General features: G+C 70.9%; 17 protein-coding genes. 9 read left to right on the plus strand and 8 right to left on the minus strand.

The annotated features are described in order from the left end of the window. The first annotated feature begins 22 nt into the window (after positions 1–22). The 4 genes from CRP56_RS11010 to CRP56_RS11025 are packed head-to-tail and all read left to right on the plus strand — an operon-like array spanning position 23 to position 3,350. Positions 23–781, plus strand: a complete 759-nt coding sequence (locus CRP56_RS11010) for an enoyl-CoA hydratase family protein (protein ID WP_097262738.1) — start codon at positions 23–25, stop codon at positions 779–781. Then, on the plus strand, positions 782–1,588 hold the full coding sequence (locus CRP56_RS11015) for a CoA transferase subunit A (protein ID WP_097262740.1): 807 nt from the start codon (positions 782–784) through the stop codon (positions 1,586–1,588). It begins immediately after the preceding gene. Next, on the plus strand, positions 1,585–2,301 hold the full coding sequence (locus CRP56_RS11020; RefSeq protein WP_097262742.1) for a CoA-transferase subunit beta: 717 nt from the start codon (positions 1,585–1,587) through the stop codon (positions 2,299–2,301). Before CRP56_RS11015 ends, CRP56_RS11020 begins: the two co-directional genes overlap by 4 nt. Continuing rightward, positions 2,301–3,350 (plus strand): NAD(P)H-dependent flavin oxidoreductase, encoded by a 1,050-nt coding sequence (locus tag CRP56_RS11025; RefSeq protein ID WP_097262745.1) that lies wholly within the window; start codon positions 2,301–2,303, stop codon positions 3,348–3,350. The genes CRP56_RS11020 and CRP56_RS11025 overlap by 1 nt, the downstream gene beginning before the upstream one ends. Before the next feature lie 4 nt (positions 3,351–3,354). On the opposite strand, the gene CRP56_RS11030 is transcribed toward CRP56_RS11025, so the two are convergent. Genes CRP56_RS11030 through CRP56_RS11040 form a run of 3 tightly spaced genes read right to left on the minus strand, consistent with a single transcriptional unit; the run spans position 3,355 to position 5,959 of the window. Then, entirely contained in the window at positions 3,355–4,512 is a 1,158-nt protein-coding gene (locus CRP56_RS11030; protein ID WP_097262746.1) for an acetyl-CoA C-acetyltransferase, read from the minus strand. 34 nt (positions 4,513–4,546) lie between these two features. Then, on the minus strand, positions 4,547–5,158 hold the full coding sequence (locus tag CRP56_RS11035; RefSeq protein ID WP_097262748.1) for a TetR/AcrR family transcriptional regulator: 612 nt from the start codon (positions 5,156–5,158) through the stop codon (positions 4,547–4,549). Between the two features lie 15 nt (positions 5,159–5,173). Further along, a complete protein-coding gene (locus CRP56_RS11040; protein ID WP_097262751.1) occupies positions 5,174–5,959 on the minus strand; it encodes an SDR family oxidoreductase in 786 nt (261 codons plus the stop codon). Between the two features lie 60 nt (positions 5,960–6,019). On the opposite strand from CRP56_RS11040, the gene CRP56_RS11045 reads away from it, so the two are divergent. Together CRP56_RS11045 and CRP56_RS11050 are read left to right on the plus strand one after the other, a co-directional pair. Continuing rightward, the gene (locus tag CRP56_RS11045; protein WP_097262753.1) at positions 6,020–7,159 is read left to right on the plus strand and encodes an acyl-CoA dehydrogenase family protein; all 1,140 of its coding nucleotides are present in this window, start codon (positions 6,020–6,022) and stop codon (positions 7,157–7,159) included. Beyond that, positions 7,159–8,103: an acyl-CoA dehydrogenase family protein gene (locus CRP56_RS11050; protein ID WP_097262756.1), complete on the plus strand. Its 945-nt coding sequence runs from the start codon at positions 7,159–7,161 to the stop codon at positions 8,101–8,103. The genes CRP56_RS11045 and CRP56_RS11050 overlap by 1 nt, the downstream gene beginning before the upstream one ends. On the opposite strand, the gene qcrB is transcribed toward CRP56_RS11050, so the two are convergent. Together qcrB and CRP56_RS11060 are read right to left on the minus strand one after the other, a co-directional pair. Further along, positions 8,078–9,727, minus strand: coding sequence for a cytochrome bc1 complex cytochrome b subunit (gene qcrB, locus CRP56_RS11055; RefSeq protein WP_097262757.1), 1,650 nt, complete (start codon positions 9,725–9,727; stop codon positions 8,078–8,080). The two genes, CRP56_RS11050 and qcrB, sit on opposite strands and share 26 nt — an antisense overlap. A 49-nt stretch (positions 9,728–9,776) precedes the next feature. Beyond that, positions 9,777–10,118 (minus strand): MerR family transcriptional regulator, encoded by a 342-nt coding sequence (locus CRP56_RS11060; RefSeq protein WP_097262760.1) that lies wholly within the window; start codon positions 10,116–10,118, stop codon positions 9,777–9,779. Positions 10,119–10,177: 59 nt separating this feature from the next. On the opposite strand from CRP56_RS11060, the gene CRP56_RS11065 reads away from it, so the two are divergent. Beyond that, complete coding sequence (locus tag CRP56_RS11065) at positions 10,178–11,032, plus strand: aldo/keto reductase (protein WP_097262762.1); 855 nt, start codon at positions 10,178–10,180, stop codon at positions 11,030–11,032. On the opposite strand, the gene CRP56_RS11070 is transcribed toward CRP56_RS11065, so the two are convergent. Further along, positions 11,013–11,741: a vWA domain-containing protein gene (locus CRP56_RS11070; protein ID WP_097262764.1), complete on the minus strand. Its 729-nt coding sequence runs from the start codon at positions 11,739–11,741 to the stop codon at positions 11,013–11,015. The genes CRP56_RS11065 and CRP56_RS11070 overlap by 20 nt on opposite strands. 98 nt (positions 11,742–11,839) lie before the next feature. Between CRP56_RS11070 and CRP56_RS11075 the strand changes: the two genes are divergently transcribed. Together CRP56_RS11075 and CRP56_RS11080 are read left to right on the plus strand one after the other, a co-directional pair. Continuing rightward, complete coding sequence (locus CRP56_RS11075; RefSeq protein ID WP_097262766.1) at positions 11,840–12,763, plus strand: rhomboid family intramembrane serine protease; 924 nt, start codon at positions 11,840–11,842, stop codon at positions 12,761–12,763. Then, entirely contained in the window at positions 12,760–13,674 is a 915-nt protein-coding gene (locus CRP56_RS11080) for a chitosanase (RefSeq protein WP_097262768.1), read from the plus strand. Before CRP56_RS11075 ends, CRP56_RS11080 begins: the two co-directional genes overlap by 4 nt. A gap of 28 nt (positions 13,675–13,702) precedes the next feature. Here CRP56_RS11080 and CRP56_RS11085 read toward each other — a convergent pair whose 3' ends face one another. Continuing rightward, positions 13,703–14,737, minus strand: coding sequence for a glycoside hydrolase family 113 (locus CRP56_RS11085; RefSeq protein ID WP_097262770.1), 1,035 nt, complete (start codon positions 14,735–14,737; stop codon positions 13,703–13,705). Beyond that, positions 14,734–16,557 (minus strand): polysaccharide deacetylase family protein, encoded by a 1,824-nt coding sequence (locus tag CRP56_RS11090; protein ID WP_257040569.1) that lies wholly within the window; start codon positions 16,555–16,557, stop codon positions 14,734–14,736. Before CRP56_RS11090 ends, CRP56_RS11085 begins: the two co-directional genes overlap by 4 nt. Between the last annotated feature and the right edge of the window lie 11 nt (positions 16,558–16,568).

Genomic DNA, 16,568 nt, shown 5'->3' on the forward strand with positions numbered 1-16,568 from the left:
TGGAAAGGTAGCTGATGCTTCCATGGGTGTCTCCACCTCAGCCGAGGAAAAAGGGATCCGAACAGACGGGATCTGCGTCGTCACGGTCGACTTCCCGCCGGTGAACGCCCTTCCGGTGGACGGCTGGTACGCGCTGGCCGACGCCGTGCGCGCCGCCGGCCGTGACCCGGGGACGCGCTGTGTGGTGCTGGCCGCCGAGGGGCGGGGGTTCAACGCGGGCGTCGACATCAAGGAGCTCCAGGCGCGGGGCCCGGACGCACTGGTCGGGGTCAACCGCGGGTGCTTCGAGGCCTTTTCGGCGGTGTACGAGTGCGAGGTCCCGGTGGTCGCGGCCGTGCAGGGCTTCTGCCTGGGCGGCGGCATCGGGCTGGTCGGGAACGCGGACGTGGTCGTGGCGAGCGAGGACGCCACCTTCGGGCTGCCCGAGCTGGACCGCGGAGCCCTGGGCGCCGCCACCCATCTGGCCCGGCTGGTCCCCCAACACCTGATGCGTGCCCTGTACTTCACCTCGGGCACCGTCACCGCGGCCGAGCTGCACGCGCACGGGTCGGTGTGGGCGGTCGTGCCGCGCGCGGAACTGCTCGACACGGCCCTGGAGTTGGCGCGGGATATCGCCGCGAAGGACGGGGAACTGCTGCGCCTCGCCAAGGCCGCCATCAACGGCATCGACCCGGTCGACGTCCGCCGCAGCTACCGCTTCGAGCAGGGGTTCACGTTCGAGGCGAGCGTGAGCGGGGTCGCGGACCGGGTGCGGAGCAGGTTCGGGAAGGGTGATTCCTAGGTGACCGACAAGACCATGACCGCCGACGAGGCCGTCTCCCGGCTGGAGAGCGGCATGACCCTGGGCATCGGCGGCTGGGGTTCCCGCCGCAAGCCGATGGAGCTGGTCAGAGCCCTGCTGCGCACCGGCATCACCGATCTCACGGTCGTCTCCTACGGCGGCCCGGACGTCGGCATGCTCGCCGCCGCCGGACGCCTGCGCGCACTCGTCGCCCCCTTCGTCACCCTCGACTCCATCCCCCTCGAACCCCACTACCGGGCCGCCCGCGAGAGCGGCGCCTTCGCACTGACCGAGATCGACGAGGCGATGTTCATGTGGGGACTGCACGCGGCCGCCAACCGGCTGCCGTTCCTGCCGGTGCGGGCCGGTCTCGGCTCGGATGTCATGCGGGTCAACCCCGGCCTGCGGACGGTGACTTCGCCGTACGAGGACGGAGAGACGTTCGTCGCCGTGCCCGCCCTGCGGCTCGACGCGGCCCTCGTGCACGTCAACCGCGCCGACCGGCAGGGCAACGGGCAGTACCTGGGCCCGGACCCCTACTTCGACGACCTCTTCTGCGAGGCGGCCGACGCGGCGTACGTCTCCTGCGAACGGATCGTCGAGACGGCCGAGTTCGCGAAGGAGGGACCACCCCAGTCGTTGCTGCTCAAACGAAACGTGGTGAGCGGAGTCGTCGAGGCGCCGGGCGGCGCGCACTTCACGTCCTGCGCACCCGACTACGGCCGCGACGAGGACGCCCAGCGCGCGTACGCGACCACCCCCTGGCCGGAGTTCGCCGCGGAATACCTCGCCGGGAGGACGACATGACCGCGACCCGCGCCGAGTACTGTGTGATCGCCTGCGCCGAGGCCTGGCGCGACGCCGGCGAGATCCTGGCGAGCCCCATGGGCCTGATCCCCTCCGTGGGCGCCCGGCTGGCCCGCCTCACCTTCGCACCGGACCTGCTGCTCACCGACGGCGAGGCGATGATCGTGGACCCCGAGGGCACTGTCGAGGGCTGGTTGCCGTACCGGCAGCATCTGACCCTGGTCACTGGCGGCCGAAGGCACGTGATGATGGGGGCCAGCCAGATCGACCGGTACGGCAACCAGAACATCTCCTGCATCGGCGACTGGGAGCGCCCCAAACGGCAGTTGCTGGGGGTGCGGGGCGCGCCGGTCAACACCCTGAACAACCCGACGAGTTACTGGGTGCCGAAGCACTCCCGGCGGGTGTTCGTGGAGAAGGTCGACATGGTGTGCGGGGTGGGGTACGACCATGCCGCCGGCGCGCGTCATCACCGCGTCCCGCGGGTCGTCTCCGATCTCGGCGTCTTCGACTTCGCGACGCCGGACCACTCGATGCGGCTGGCCTCGCTGCATCCCGGGGTGACGGTCGAGCAGGTGACGGAGGCGACGGGCTTCACGCTCACGCTCCCCTCCGAGGTGCCGTCCACCCGCGAACCGACCGCTCAGGAACTGAAGTTGATCCGCGAGGTGCTCGACCCGGCCGGCGCCCGCACCCGGGAGGTCGCCGTCTGATGGACACGGCACTGACCCGGCTCGTCGGCATCCGCCACCCGATCGTGCAGACCGGCATGGGCTGGGTCGCGGGCCCCCGCCTGGTGTCGGCCACGGCGAACGCGGGCGCGCTGGGCATCCTGGCCTCCGCGACGATGACACTCGACCAGCTGCGGGACGCGATACGGGAGGTCAAGTGCCGCACGGACGCACCTTTCGGCGTGAATCTGCGGGCGGACGCGGCGGACGCCGGGGAGCGCGTGTCGATCATGCTCGCCGAGGGCGTCCGGGTGGCGTCGTTCGCGCTGGCGCCCTCCCCCGACCTGATCGCCACGCTCAAGGCGGCGGACGTCGTGGTCATCCCGTCCGTCGGGGCCCGCCGCCATGCCGAGAAGGTCGCGGCATGGGGAGCCGACGCGGTACTCGTCCAGGGCGGCGAGGGCGGCGGGCACACCGGCGACGTGGCGACGACCGTGCTGCTCCCCCAGGTCGTCGACGCGGTCGGCATCCCGGTCATCGCGGCGGGCGGCTTCTTCGACGGGCGCGGGCTGGTCGCGGCGCTGGCGTACGGGGCGGCGGGCGTGGCGATGGGGACGCGGTTCCTGCTGACGTCGGACTCGACGGTGCCGGACGCGGTGAAGCAGCGCTATCTCGCGGCCGGCGTCAAGGACGTGGCGGTGACCCGCGCGGTGGACGGACTGCCGCACCGTATGCTCCGCACGGACCTGGTGGACTCCCTGGAGCAGTCGGGCCGTTCGCGGCGGCTGCTGCGCGCGGTGCGCAGCGCGGCCGGCTTTCGCGCCCTGTCCGGGCTCACCTGGCGACGGATGCTGCGCGACGGTCTCGCCCTGAAGCACGGCAAGGAGCTCACCTGGAGCCAGGTGCTGCTCGCCGCCAACACTCCGATGCTGCTCAAGTCCGCGATGGTGGACGGGCGTACGGACCTCGGCGTGATGGCCTCGGGGCAGGTCGCCGGGGTGATCGACGACCTGCCGTCGTGCGCGGAGCTGGTGGAGCGGGTCATGAAGGAGGCCGAGGAGGTCATCTCGGGCCTCCCCGCCACTCCGTGAAGCCTCAGAGCCTCTCGATGATCGTCACGTTGGCCTGCCCGCCGCCTTCGCACATGGTCTGAAGCCCGAACCGCCCACCCGTGCGCTCCAGTTCATGCAACAGCGTCGTCATCAGCTTCACGCCCGTCGCCCCCAGCGGATGCCCCAGCGCGATCGCGCCACCGTTGACGTTGACCTTCTCCGGGTCGGCGCCCGTCTCCTTCAGCCACGCCAACACCACCGGCGCGAAGGCCTCGTTGATCTCGACGAGGTCGATGGCGTCGATGGACAGGCCGGTCTTCTTCAGGGCGTGGGCGGTGGCCGGGATGGGCGCGGTGAGCATGCGGATGGGGTCCTCGCCGCGGACGGACAGGTGGTGCACGCGGGCGCGGGGCCGCAACCCGTGTTCCCGTACCGCCCGTTCGGAGGCCAGCAGCATCGCCGCGGCGCCGTCGGAGACCTGGGACGAGCAGGCGGCCGTGATGGTGCCGCCCTCGACGACCGGCTTCAGCCCGGCCATCTTCTCCAGCGAGGTGTCCCGGCGCGGCCCCTCGTCGACGTCGACGTCCCCGTACGCCACGGTCTCCCGCGCGAAGCGCCCCTCGTCGATCGCCCGGACCGCCCGCTGATGGGAGCGCAGCGCGAACTCCTCCTGGTCCTGCCGGCTGATCCCCCACTTCGCGGCGATCATCTCGGCGCCGACGAACTGGTTCACCGGCTTGCCCGCGTACCGCGCCTGCCAGCCCTCGCTGCCCGCGAACGGCCCCTGCGTCAGCCCGAGCGGCTCGGCGGCCTGCCGGGTCGCGAAGGCGATCGGGATCATCGACATGTTCTGCACGCCACCGGCGACGACGAGGTCCTGCGTCCCGGACAGCACGCCCTGCGCCGCGAAGTGCACGGCCTGCTGGGAGGAGCCGCACTGCCGGTCCACGGTCACGCCCGGCACCTCCTCGGGCAGCCCGGCCGCCAGCCACGCGGTCCGCGCGATGTCCCCGGCCTGCGGCCCCACCGCGTCCAGACATCCGAAGACGACGTCCTCGACGGCGGCCGGATCGACGCCCGCCCGCGCGACGAGCGCCTTGAGCACATGCGCCCCCAGGTCGGCCGGGTGGACCGCGCTCAGTCCTCCCTTGCGCCGCCCGACAGGCGTCCGCACCGCTTCGACGATGTAGGCCTCGGCCATGACAACTCCCTCGGATCAAAGGGCACTTGATGGGTTACTCGCGTACGGCGATCCCGTCCAGCACCATCGACAGGTACTGCCGGGCGATCTCCTCCGGGCTGTGCTGTCCGCCGGGCCGGTACCAGGACGCGGCGACCCAGACGGTGTCGCGCACGAAGCGGTACGTCAGCCGCATGTCGAGGTCGGCCCGGAAGACCCGGGCGGCGACCCCGCGTTCCAGCGTGGACAGCCACGCCTTCTCGAACCTGCGCTGCGACTCGACGAGGAAGCCGAACCGCTCCTGCGCGACGAGCTGCTTGCTCTCCTTCTGGTAGATCGCGACGGCGGCGCGGTGCCGGTCGATCTCCCGGAAGGACTCGGTGACGAGGGCTTCGAGGGTCTCGCGCGGGCCCGACTCGGCCTCCAGGACGGTGTCGTAGCCCGCCCAGAGCTCGTCGAGGAAGGTCCGCAGGATCTCCTCCAGCATCGACTCCTTGGAGTCGAAGTGGTAGTAGAGGCTGCCCGCGAGCATGCCCGCGTGGTCCGCGATCTTGCGGACGGTGGTGGCGTTGTAGCCCTGCTCGGCGAAGACCTCGGCGGCGGTGTCGAGGAGTTCGCGCCGCCGGGCGGGGGCGGCGGTCACCTGGGGCTTCTTCTTGGTCGGCACAGATCCATTGTCGTCCTACGGGTGCTGGGAGCTGACGGGGACGATCTCACCGGTCATGTACGACGAGTAGCCCGACGCCAGGAACACGATCACGTTGGCCACCTCCCAGGGCTCGGCGTACCGCCCGAACGCCTCCCGCGCGGTCAGCTCCTCCAGGAGCTCCGCCGACGTCACCTTCACGAGGTGCGGGTGCATGGCGAGGCTGGGCGCGACCGCGTTGACGCGCACCCCGAACCCGGCGGCCTCGATCGCCGCGCACCGGGTCAGCGCCATCACGCCGGCCTTCGCGGCGGCGTAGTGCGCCTGCCCGGCCTGGGCGCGCCAGCCGACGACGGAGGAGTTGTTGACGATGACACCGCTGCGGGTCTCCTTCATGAGCCGCAGCGCCGCCCGCGTGCACCGGAAGGTCCCGTTCAGCGTCACGTCCAGCACCCGCGCCCACTGCTCGTCGCTCATGTCGACGAGGTCCGACGTCCCGCCGAGCCCCGCGTTGTTGACGACGACGTCGAGCCGGCCGTGCTCCCGCACCGCGGCCTCGAACAACGCCGTCACCTGCGTCTCGTCGGTGACATCGCACGGCACGGCCGTCACCGCGCCCGGGAACTCCCGGGTCAGCTCGGCCTCGTACTCCTTGAGCCGGCGCACATGCGCGTCGCTGACGAGCACACGGGCGCCCTCCTCCAGGAAGCGCCGCGCGGTCGCCCCGCCGATGCCGGCGCCGGCCGCGGCGGTGATGACGGCGGTGCGGCCCTTCAGCAGCCCGTGCCCCGGCTCGTACACCGGACTCTCGACGCCTGTCATGGGGGCACGCTAACCTACCAAACACTTGTTAGGGAAGGTCGGTGGCGGGAGGGTTCGGCGATGGATCTCGCGTTCACGCCCGGGGAGCAGGCGTTCCGGGAGGAGGCCGGGGCGTGGCTCGCGGCCCATGTCCCGGCCGCTCCGCTGCCCTCCCTGGAGACGGCGGAGGGCTTCGCGGCCCATCGCGCGTGGGAGGCCGAACTGGCCGCGGACCGCTGGTCGGTGGTCGACTGGCCGATGGAGTACGGCGGGCGGGACGCGGGGCTGGTGCGCTGGCTGCTGTTCGAGGAGGAGTACTGGGCGGCGGGCGCGCCGGGCCGGGTCGGGCAGAACGGGATCAGCCTGCTCGCACCGACGCTCTTCGACCACGGCACCGAGGAGCAGCGGGCGCGGGTGCTGCCGCCGATGGCTCGCGGTGAGGTGGTCTGGGCGCAGGCGTGGTCCGAGCCTGAGGCGGGTTCGGATCTGGCGGCACTGCGCTCCAAGGCGGTCCGTACGGACGGGGGTTGGCTGCTGAGCGGCCAGAAGACGTGGTCGTCCCGGGCCGCGTTCGCGGACCGCGCCTTCGGACTGTTCCGCAGCGATCCGGATGCCGCGAAGCCCCATCAGGGCCTGACGTACCTGATGTTCGACCTGCGGGCGCCCGGTGTCACGGTCCGTCCGATCGCCCGTCTCGACGGCAAGCCGGCGTTCGCCGAGCTGTTCCTGGACGAGGTGTTCGTGCCGGACGCGGACGTGATCGGGGAACCGGGTCAGGGCTGGCGGATCGCGATGGCGGCGACGGGCAACGAACGCGGGCTCACGCTCCGCTCCCCCGGCCGCTATCTGGCGGCGGCGGACCGGCTGCACGCCCTGTGGCGCACGCAGGGCGGCCCGGACGGCATGCGGGCCCGGGTCGCCGACGCCCTGATCGGCGCCCGCGCCTACCAGGTGTTCACCTACGCCGCCGCCTCCCGCTTCCTCGACGGCGCGTCCCTCGGCCCGGAGTCCAGCCTGAACAAGGTCTTCTGGTCCGAGTACGACATCGCGCTCACCGAGACGGCCCTCGATCTGCTGGGCGCGGAGGGCGAGTTGGCGGACACGGAGTGGGCGGAGCGGTACGTCTTCGCGCTGGCCGGTCCGATCTACGCGGGGACGAACGAGATCCAGCGGGACATCATCGCCGAGCGCCTGCTGGGCCTGCCGAAGGGGCGACGATGATGCGGCTCGCGCTCGACGACGAACAGCGGGCGTTCACCGACTCGTTGGAGGCGATGCTGACCGGCGCGGACACCCCGTCCGTCGTACGGGAGTGGAGTCGCGGCGAGCACGGGAGCGGGCGCGCGCTGTGGGGCCGGCTCGCGGCGGCCGGCGTGTTCGCGCTGGCTGCCCCGGAGGAGTACGACGGTGTCGGCGTCCGCCCGGTCGAACTCGCCCTGGCCTTCTCGGCGTTGGGGCGTCATGTCGTCCCCGGCCCGCTCGTCGAGACCGTAGCCGCCGCCGTACTGCTGCCCACGCCCGACCTCGTCAAGCGGCTCGTGTCGGGCGAGACCCTGGCGACGGTGGCGTACGGCGGCCCGTACGCGCTCGACGGCGACGCGGCCGACCTGCGTCTCGTCCTCACCCCCGACGGCCTGCACGCCGCCACCGGCCACGGCCCGGTGCGCCCGTCCCTCGACCCGGCCCGACGGCTGACACCCCTCACCCCCGACGACCTTCTCACCGCCGAGCCACCCCTGGCGAAAGCCCTCCTCCTGGCCCGTCTCACCACCGCCGCGCAGGCCCTCGGCGTCGGGCTGGCCCTCCTCGACCGGACGGTCTCCTACGTCAGGCAGCGCACCCAGTTCGGCGTCCCCGTCGGCTCGTTCCAGGCCGTCAAGCACCAACTGGCCGACGCGAAGACCGCGTTGGAGTTCGCCCGGCCCCTCGTTCTCGCCGCCGCCGTCACCCTGGACCCGGCCGACGTCGCCGCCGCCAAGGTCACGGCCTGCGAGGCGGCGTACGCCACCGCCCGTACCGCCCTCCAACTGCACGGCGCGATCGGCTACACGGCGGAGTACGACCTGTCCCTGTGGCTGACCAAGGCCCGCGCCCTGCGCACGGCCTGGGGCAGCCCCGAGGAGTGCCGCAACGTGGTCCTCAGTGCTGGTGATCCCCGCTCGTGATCTGCCGGTACTCCTCCACCGTCGGCTTCGGGATCCGCGTCTCCGGTCCGAACATCGCCCGCGCCAGCCGCGCCCGTACCCGCATGGACGCGGTGACCGGGCGGCGGACGCCGTTGGTGTCGACGAGCGGGCCGATCTCGTAGTGGCCGTTCTGTTCGTGCTGGGTGAGGGTGTGCAACTGCGCCTGCCCGAGCGGCTCGTGGACCTCGACGTACTCGCCGTGCGGCAGCCGCTTGATGATGCCGGACTCCCTGCCGTGCAGCACCTTGTCCCGGTCCCGGCGCTGGAGCCCCAGACAGACCCGTTTGGTGACGACGAAGGACAGCACCGGCACCACGAAGACGGCGATCCGCACGAACCAGGTGATCGCGTTGATGGACAGATGCAGATGCATGGCCACGACGTCGTTGCCGCCGCCGATCAGCAGCACCGCGTACAGGCTCAGCCAGGCCACGCCGAGGCCGGTGCGGACGGGGACGTTGCGCGGCCGGTCCAGGATGTGGTGCTCGCGTTTGTCGCCGGTGATCCAGGCCTCGATGAACGGATAGGCGCCGATGGCGGCCAGGATCAGCGGGAACAGCGAGAAGGGGATGAAGACGCCCAACTGGAGTGTGTGGCCCCAGGCGTTGATCTCCCATCCCGGCATCACCCGGATCAGTCCCTCGGAGAAGCCGAGGTACCAGTCGGGCTGGGCACCGGTGGTGACGAGGTCGGGGCGGTACGGTCCGAAGGCCCACACGGGGTTGATCTGGGCGATGCCGCCCATGAACGCCAGCATGCCGAAGACGAGGAAGAAGAACCCGCCGGCCTTCGCGGTGTAGACGGGCAGCAGCGGCATGCCGACGACCGTCTTCTCGTCGCGGCCGGGCCCCGGGAACTGTGTGTGCTTGTGGTAGAAGACCAGGATCAGATGCGCGGTCACCAGGCCCAGCATGATTCCCGGCAGCAGCAGGACATGGATGGGGAACAGCCGCGGGATGATGTCGTGCCCCGGGAACTCCCCGCCGAACAGGAAGAACGACAGATACGTGCCGACGATCGGCACGGACAGGATGGCGCCCTGCGCGAAGCGGATGCCGGTGCCGGACAGCAGGTCGTCGGGGAGCGAGTAGCCGGTGAGGCCGGTGATGATGCCGAGCATCAACAGGGTCCAGCCGAACACCCAGTTGACCTCGCGAGGCTTGCGGAAGGCGCCGGTGAAGAACACCCGCATCATGTGCACGAGCATGCCGGTGACGAAGACCAGCGCGGCCCAGTGGTGGATCTGCCGGATCAGCAGCCCGCCGCGCACCTCGAAGCTGATGTCGAGCGTGGACTCGAACGCCCGGGTCATCACGACCCCGTTGAGGGGTTCGTAGGGGCCGTGGTAGACGACCTCGACGCCGCTCGGTTCGAAGAACAGGGTGAGATAGATGCCGGTCAGGATGATGACGATGAAGCTGTAGAGGCAGATCTCGCCCAGCATGAAGGACGGATGGTCCGGGAACAGCTTGCGCATGTTGGCCTTGGCCAGCCCGTACAGACCGAGCCGCCCGTCCGCCCAGTCGGCGAGCTTCTCGCCGCTGCCGGGCGGCCCCGAACTCCGGCCGCCCGCCCGTCCGTTCACCGATCGCGCGCCGTCCATACGTCGTCGCCTCCCGTCGGATCAACCTCAGGGTGGCACGGTCGTACGGCTAAGCCAACGGGGCGAGCAGTCGCGTGAGCGACCGGCGTGAGCCCTCCAGATCGGCGATCCGCTCCTCGATGCCCTGGAGTTGCTCCAGCAACAGGGGTGTCAGGCAGGGCTCGACCTCGGCCTCGCTGCCGCACACGCAGTCCAGCACCTCACGGATCACCCGGGTGGGCAGCCCGGCGTCGAGGAGGGCACGGATCCGGCGTACGGTCACGGGCGCGCCGGCGTCGTACACCCGCTGCCCGCCCGGGGTGCGCCCGGCGTCGAGCAGCCCCTGCTCCTCGTAGTAGCGCAGCAGCCGCACGCTGACGCCGGTCTCCCCGGCCAGCTCCCCGATCTTCATGTGACCCCCCTCACAGGCCCTTGAACCTCACATCCATGTGAGCTCATAGCGTCGCAGCCATGACGAACACCCAGGTATTCCGACTCGGCGGCGACCTCGCGGTACGGCGCATCGGCTACGGCGCGATGCGACTGGCGAACGCCCCGCACGAGCGTTCCGGCATGACGGCCCCCATCTGGACCGCGCCCACCGACCGCGCGGAGTCGATCGCCCTGCTGCGCAAGGCCGTCGATCTCGGCGTGAACCTCTTCGACACCGCCGACGCCTACGCCCTCGGCGCGAACGAGGAGTTGCTCGCCGAAGCCCTCCAGCCGCACCGCGACGACGTCGTCATCGCGACGAAGGTCGGCGTCCTGCGCCCGAGCCCCGCCGAGTGGATCACCCACGGCCACCCCGCCTATCTGCGCCAGCAGGCCGAGCTCGGCCTGCGCCGGCTGCGCACCGACCGCCTCGACCTGCTGTACCTGCACCGCATCGACCCGGCCTATCCCCTCGCCGACCAGATCGGCGCGCTCCGGCAGCTCCAGGAGGAGGGCAAGGTGCGGCACATCGGGCTCTCCGAGGTGTCCGTCGCGGAGATCGAGGAGGCCGCGCGCATCGTGCCGATCGCGAGCGTGCAGAACGTGTACAACCTGGCCGAGCGCGGCCACGACCCGGTGATCGACCACACCGCGGGGCGCGGGATCGCCTTCGTGCCGTACTTCCCGGTCAGCGGGGGTGATCAGGAGGCGCTGTCCGAGGTCGCCGCGGAACTGGGCGCGACGCCCTCGCAGACCGCGCTGGCCTGGCTGCTGCACCGCTCCCCCAACGTCCTCCCGATCCCGGGGACCTCGTCACCGGCCCATCTGGCGGAGAACGCCGGCGCCCTCGAACTCGCCCTCACCGAGGCGCAGTTCAAGCGCCTGGCGGAATGATCCCCTGCGCCCGCGCGGCCACCAGCCACTTCGGGAACTCGCCGACCAGCTGGTCGTACAGCTCGGCGTCGGACACCTTCCGCGGCTCCGAACCGGCATGGAAGAACCCGGCGTTGTCGATGACCCGCTTGTCCGGCACGGACAGGTCGTCGAGCTTGCGGAGATAGTCGAACTGCTTGCTCTGCGCGTCCCCGAACCCGATGAACTGCCAGAACAGCGGCAGCCGGGCCGCCTTGCACAAGTACCGTTCCGCGGCGAGCTTGTTGATCGGGCCGCCGTCGGTCTGGAAGACGACGAGGGCGGGTTCCTTGGAGCCGCTGTCGAGGTAGTGGTCGATGACCGCGTCCATCGCGAGGTGGTAGCTGGTCTTGCCCATGTGGCCGAGCCCGGCCACGATCCGGTCGATACGCCCCTCGTGGTCGGCGAGGGCGATCTCGGTCTCGGCGTCGACGTCCGTCGAGAAGAAGACGACCGGGACACGGCCGTCGTCGTCGAGGTGCGCGGACAGCCCCAGCACCCGGTCGGCGAGCGCCTGCACACTGCCGTCCTGGTAATACGGCTTCATCGACCCGGAGTAGTCGACGACGAGGTAGACGGCGGCCCGCAGGCCGTCCAGGCCGTGCTTGCTCAGCGAGACCCCGGCGCTCTTGTACAGGCTCACCAGCGCGGGCGCCTTCTCCTCGACCTTGCTGAGGCTGATCGCCGCCATTCGTTCCCCCACCGTCTCTCTGTTCACGGGCATTGGCTATTTTGATCGCCGCCGTCCCCACCGGCTCACAGATCGTCCCATCTCCCGAGGAGCCGGCCGTGGAACCCGACGCCACCGAGTCCGCCGTCACCACCTGCTTCCGCCATCCCAAGGTGGAGTCCCATGTCCGCTGCACCCGCTGTGACCGGTACATATGCCCGGACTGCATGCGCGAGGCGGCGGTCGGCCACCACTGCGTGGAGTGCGTGAAGGAGGGCGCGAAGTCGGTGCGGCAGGCCCGCACGATCGTCGGCGGGCGGGTGTCGGCGGTGCCGCTGGTCACGTACGTCCTGATCGGCCTGAACGTGCTCGCGTACGTCGGCGAGTTGGTCCGCCCGGCGATCGTCGACCGTTTCGCGATGCTCACCGCGGGCCTCGACGGCCCGGACGGCGGCCACTACGTCTACCAGTCCTCCTACCCGTCCGACTTCCACGCCGTGGGCCTGGTCGCCGGGCAGTGGGAGCGCCTGCTGACCAGCGGCTTCCTGCACCAGGAGCCGACCGAGGGCACCTTCGGGCTGCTGCACATCGTGATGAACATGCTCGCGCTGTGGCAGCTGGGCCGGGTCGTGGAACCCGCGCTGGGCCGGATCCGTTACCTGGCGCTGTACCTCCTCGCGACGGTCGGGGGCTCCGTCGCCGAGGCACTGCTCGCCGAGCCCGGCACGGAGTCGCTGGGCGCGTCGGGGGCGGTCTTCGGCCTCGCGGGGGCCTACTACGTGCTGGCCCGCCGCGCGGGCTCGAACATGAGCGGCGTGAACCGCTTCATGGCGTACATGCTGATCTGGCTGGTCGGCTCGGCCTGGGTCACGTCCTGGGAGGGCCACCTCGGCGGGCTGCTCACGGGCTGCGTGGTCGCGCTCGCCTACGCGTACGCTCCGCGGGGGCCGCGGCGCGATCTGATCCAGGCGGCCGCCTGTCTGGCGCTGCTGGCGCTGCTCGTGGTCCTGACGCTCGTGCGCGTCTCGGAGCTGACCCGGTGAGACGCATCGGTGTGCCGCTGCTCGCGGCCGTACCCGTCGCCATCGCGGCGGGGATCTTCTTCCTGTCCCCCTCGGACTCGTCCGGCTCGTCGGAGGAGCCCGACACCACCTCGCAGTCGGCTGTCGGCGAGGACGGCGAGGCGGCCAAGGGCCGCGCCGAGGAGAAACGTTCGGCCGACGACAAGGCCATCGCCGCCCTCCCGCCCGGCCTCGCCGCCCCCGCCAAGAAGGAGCTGGCCCAGCAGATCGTGGCCAGCGCCGAGAACTCCACCCTCGACTGGCGCACCGCCTACGCCTACATCGAGGACATCGGCGACGGCCAGGGCTACACGGCCGGCGTCATCGGCTTCTGCACCGGCACGCACGACCTGCTCACCCTGGTCGAGCGCTACACGAAGGACCACCCGGACAACGGCCTCGCCCGCTACCTCCCCGCCCTGCGCGAGGTCGACGGCACGGACTCGCACGAGGGCCTGGACCCCGGCTTCACCGCGGCGTGGAAGGCGGAGGCGAAGGTCGAGGCGTTCCGCGAGGCCCAGGACGCCGAACGCGACCGCGTCTACTTCGACCCCGCGGTCCGCGTGGCCAAGCTCGACGGCCTGGGCGCGCTGGGCCAGTTCATCTACTACGACGCCATGGTCTTCCACGGCCCCGGCACCGACGCCACCAGCTTCTACGGCCTGCGCGAGGCCGCCATGAAGAAGGCCGACCCGCCCTCCGAGGGCGGCTCCGAGGAGGCCTACCTGAGCGCGTTCCTCGACGTCCGCAAGGCCGCGATGAGGACCCGCAAGGCGGACATCGACACGTCCCGCGTCGACACCGCCCAGCGCCGCTTCCTGCGCGAGGGCAAGCTGGAGCTGGAGACACCGTTGACGTGGGCGGTGTACGGGGAGACGTACCGGGTGCCTTAGGAGCAAGGTTCCTCAGGAGCAAGGTGCCTCAGGAGCCCCACTCCTCCCGCAACACCCCCTCCGCCGCCTTCCCGTGCGGCGAATACGCCAGCTTCGCCGGTGTCTCGCCGCTGTCCGGCCAGTCGTCCCACATCCACCAGCAGACGCCGGCCCACCAGCGGCGCCCGGTGAAGGTGTCCAGCAACGCCCGGTAGGCGGCGGCCTGTTCGGCGTCGCCGGTGTGGTCGCTGAGGTCCCAGGCGTACGGTGCCGTGGTCGTGCCTCGCTGGCTGACGTAACCCGCCTCGGTGAACAGCACGCGCCGGTCGTACCGTTCGGCGAACGCGGCGAGTTCCTCGGTGATCGGCCGCCAGGCGCGGCGCAGTCGGCCGACGTCGGTGGTGGGCTTCTCCGCGAGCGGCCAGTAGGCGTCGATGCCGATGAGGTCGAGCCGCTTCCAGAAGCGGACCTTGGCGTACTCGTCGTAGTTGGCGGCGTAGGTCAGGGTGCCGTCGTAGCGGTCGCGGACCGCCGCGATGACGCGGGTCCAGTCCTCGCGGTCGCCGGAGACCCCGGCGAGTTCGGTGCCGACCGCGAACTGCTCGGCGCCGGTGTCCGCCGCGAGGTCGGCATAGTGGGCGATGAAGCGGCGGTACGAGGTGAACCAGGCGGCCCGGTCGCGGGGGCGGATCTCGGCGCGGTCGCCGTCGCCGGGCAGGTCCACGTGCGGCTTGATCATCACCTTCAGGCCGAGCCGATGCGCACGGTGCACGATCCGGGTGAGGCTCGCGTCGCTCGCGGTCTCCTCGGTGCGGTGCATCTCCGTGTCGCTGCGCAGCCGCTGGTACCAGGTGGGGGTGAAGGTGACCCAGCGGGCGCCGGTGGCCTTGATGTCCTGGAGGTAGCGGGGGGCGGCGGGGCTGTCGTAGTCGGTGCGGTACCAGGAGGGCAGGGTGATGCCGCGCATGCCGGCCGCCGGTTTCTTGTGGTCGGAGGCGCCGGTGGTGGTACAGCCCGCGGCGGCGAGGAGGGCCGCCGCCGCTGCCGCGGCGACGACCCTTCCCCTGATGGTGGTGCCCCTCACAGGCTCGTCGGGCTGACGAAGGTGTAGCCCAGGGCCTTGATGCCGTTGACCGTGTCCTTGAGCGGCTGGGTCGGGTAGTACGGGTGGTAGAAGAAGCTGGCGAACCCGTCCCGGACGGCCAGGTTGGCCTTGGCCGAGGCGATCAGGTCGGCCGGCAGCCTCGGCGGGTGGTTGTTGAAGGCGTCGGGTTCGTAGTTGCCGATGTTCTCGGGCAGCACCTTGGTGCCGTAGACGTCCTTGACGACGTACGGGAAGAACTGGCCGATGAACACGTTGGGTCCGGCGGAGTTGCCGCTGAGCGTTCCGGAGAAGTACAGCGAACGCTCCAGGCGGGCCGCGAAGTTGGCGCTGATGGCCTTGTAGTCGGTGGCCGAGCCCGCGTAGTGCGGGGTGGTCCACAGCGTCGGCTTCGGCAGTCCGACGGCGGCGAACGCGGCCAGCGCGCTGGTCACTCTGCCCTGCGCCCAGACGGTGGAGTCCTCGGCGACGGGGCCGTCGTAGACGACGTTGTCGGAGGCGTCGACGTGGGCCCGGTAGAACTCGAAGTCGTCGCCGGTGACGCCGTTGTAGGGGTTGGCGACGTTGCCGTACTGGTGCGTGTAGCCGTGGTCCATCAGGACCGCGCCCCTGGCGAGCATGTACTTGAGGGCGCTGACGACCTGCGGGCGCTGGGCGAGTGTGATCGTCTGCGGGACGCCGTTGTTGTAGGTGCCGTTGGGGTCCTTGTAGACCGGGATCACGTTGATGCCGTACGGGATGTTCTGGGACTTGAGGTAGTCGGCCGTGGCGCGCAGCTCGGTCGGGTCCGAGTCGGGGCTGATGTCCTCCAGGCGCAGCAGCGCGCGGTGCCGTTCGGCGGTGGCCGGGGCGAGGGCGTCGAAGAGGAGGTCCTCCAGGGCGATGATCCGGTCGCTCTCGGAGACGTACGCGAACGGGATCTCACCGATGTAGGTGAGGTTGGAGGAGCGGACCGCCCATCCGAAGGTGTGCCCGTTGGAGGCGTCGAGGCCCTCCGCGAGCCGGGTGACGGCGGGGTAGCCGGGGCCGGTGAGGACGTTGGGGCGCAGCACTCCGCCGTCCTGGCCCGCCGGGATCTTCCTGGTGAGGGCCTGGTTCTTGTACGTCACCTGCGTCACGGTGCCGATCGATCCGCCGTCCTCGTAGTACGACGTCGTCGGGTCCCAGCCGTACTTCTGCGTGAACTGGGCTACGCCCACCGAGTTCGCCATGTTCCAGATGTTGGCGCCCATCCACAGCACGGGCTTGGTCGTGGTGGCGGCGTCCTGGTAGAAGGCGGCCGGGATGGCGTCCGGGATGTCGCAGCAGTAGTAGGTCGAGCCGATGTAGATCACGGCCGTGTACGAGTCGACGAGGCCGGCCGTGTACTGCTGGACCGGCTTGGCGGTCACGGTGCCGAAGTGGCCCGCGAGGTTGGCCGCGGCCATGGCGTACAGCTCGCCCAACTGCCCGTAGGGGCCTGCCGTGTCATAGAGCACGAGGGTGCTCGGGTCGGCCGCGGCGGCGACGTCGGCGTCGGCGGCCCGGAGCAGGGCGGCCTGGCGGGTGACGGCCGTGGCGGTGCGGGCCGGGAAGACCGCGGTGGTCGACAGCGTGGTCGCAGAGGCCTTCGCGGGGGCCTTGGCACGGCGGGCGTCGTCGGCCTTGAGCTGGGCCTTCGCCCAGCCTTTGAGGTCGATGCGATTCAGTCCGGATTTCCCGCCGACGCTTTCATGGCCATGTCCATGACCTTTGGGCGCGGCCTGCGCGCCGGCGGCCAGGAAAGTGCCGCTCAACAGGGCGGCGATCAGCAGCAGGAGCACGGAAAACTTCG

This window comes from Streptomyces sp. TLI_55, from assembly GCF_900206255.1.
GTDB lineage: Bacteria > Actinomycetota > Actinomycetes > Streptomycetales > Streptomycetaceae > Streptomyces > Streptomyces aquilus.

Bases quoted from the DNA above. Each gene is read 5' to 3' on its own strand.
- CRP56_RS11010 (WP_097262738.1), top strand. From the start codon at position 23: ATGGGTGTCTCCACCTCAGCCGAGGAAAAAGGGATCCGAACAGACGGG.
- CRP56_RS11020 (WP_097262742.1), top strand. From the start codon at position 1,585: ATGACCGCGACCCGCGCCGAGTACTGTGTGATCGCCTGCGCCGAGGCC.
- CRP56_RS11025 (WP_097262745.1), top strand. From the start codon at position 2,301: ATGGACACGGCACTGACCCGGCTCGTCGGCATCCGCCACCCGATCGTG.
- CRP56_RS11030 (WP_097262746.1), bottom strand. From the start codon at position 4,512: ATGGCCGAGGCCTACATCGTCGAAGCGGTGCGGACGCCTGTCGGGCGG.
- CRP56_RS11040 (WP_097262751.1), bottom strand. From the start codon at position 5,959: ATGACAGGCGTCGAGAGTCCGGTGTACGAGCCGGGGCACGGGCTGCTG.
- CRP56_RS11045 (WP_097262753.1), top strand. From the start codon at position 6,020: ATGGATCTCGCGTTCACGCCCGGGGAGCAGGCGTTCCGGGAGGAGGCC.
- CRP56_RS11050 (WP_097262756.1), top strand. From the start codon at position 7,159: ATGCGGCTCGCGCTCGACGACGAACAGCGGGCGTTCACCGACTCGTTG.
- qcrB (WP_097262757.1), bottom strand. From the start codon at position 9,727: ATGGACGGCGCGCGATCGGTGAACGGACGGGCGGGCGGCCGGAGTTCG.
- CRP56_RS11060 (WP_097262760.1), bottom strand. From the start codon at position 10,118: ATGAAGATCGGGGAGCTGGCCGGGGAGACCGGCGTCAGCGTGCGGCTG.
- CRP56_RS11065 (WP_097262762.1), top strand. From the start codon at position 10,178: ATGACGAACACCCAGGTATTCCGACTCGGCGGCGACCTCGCGGTACGG.
- CRP56_RS11070 (WP_097262764.1), bottom strand. From the start codon at position 11,741: ATGGCGGCGATCAGCCTCAGCAAGGTCGAGGAGAAGGCGCCCGCGCTG.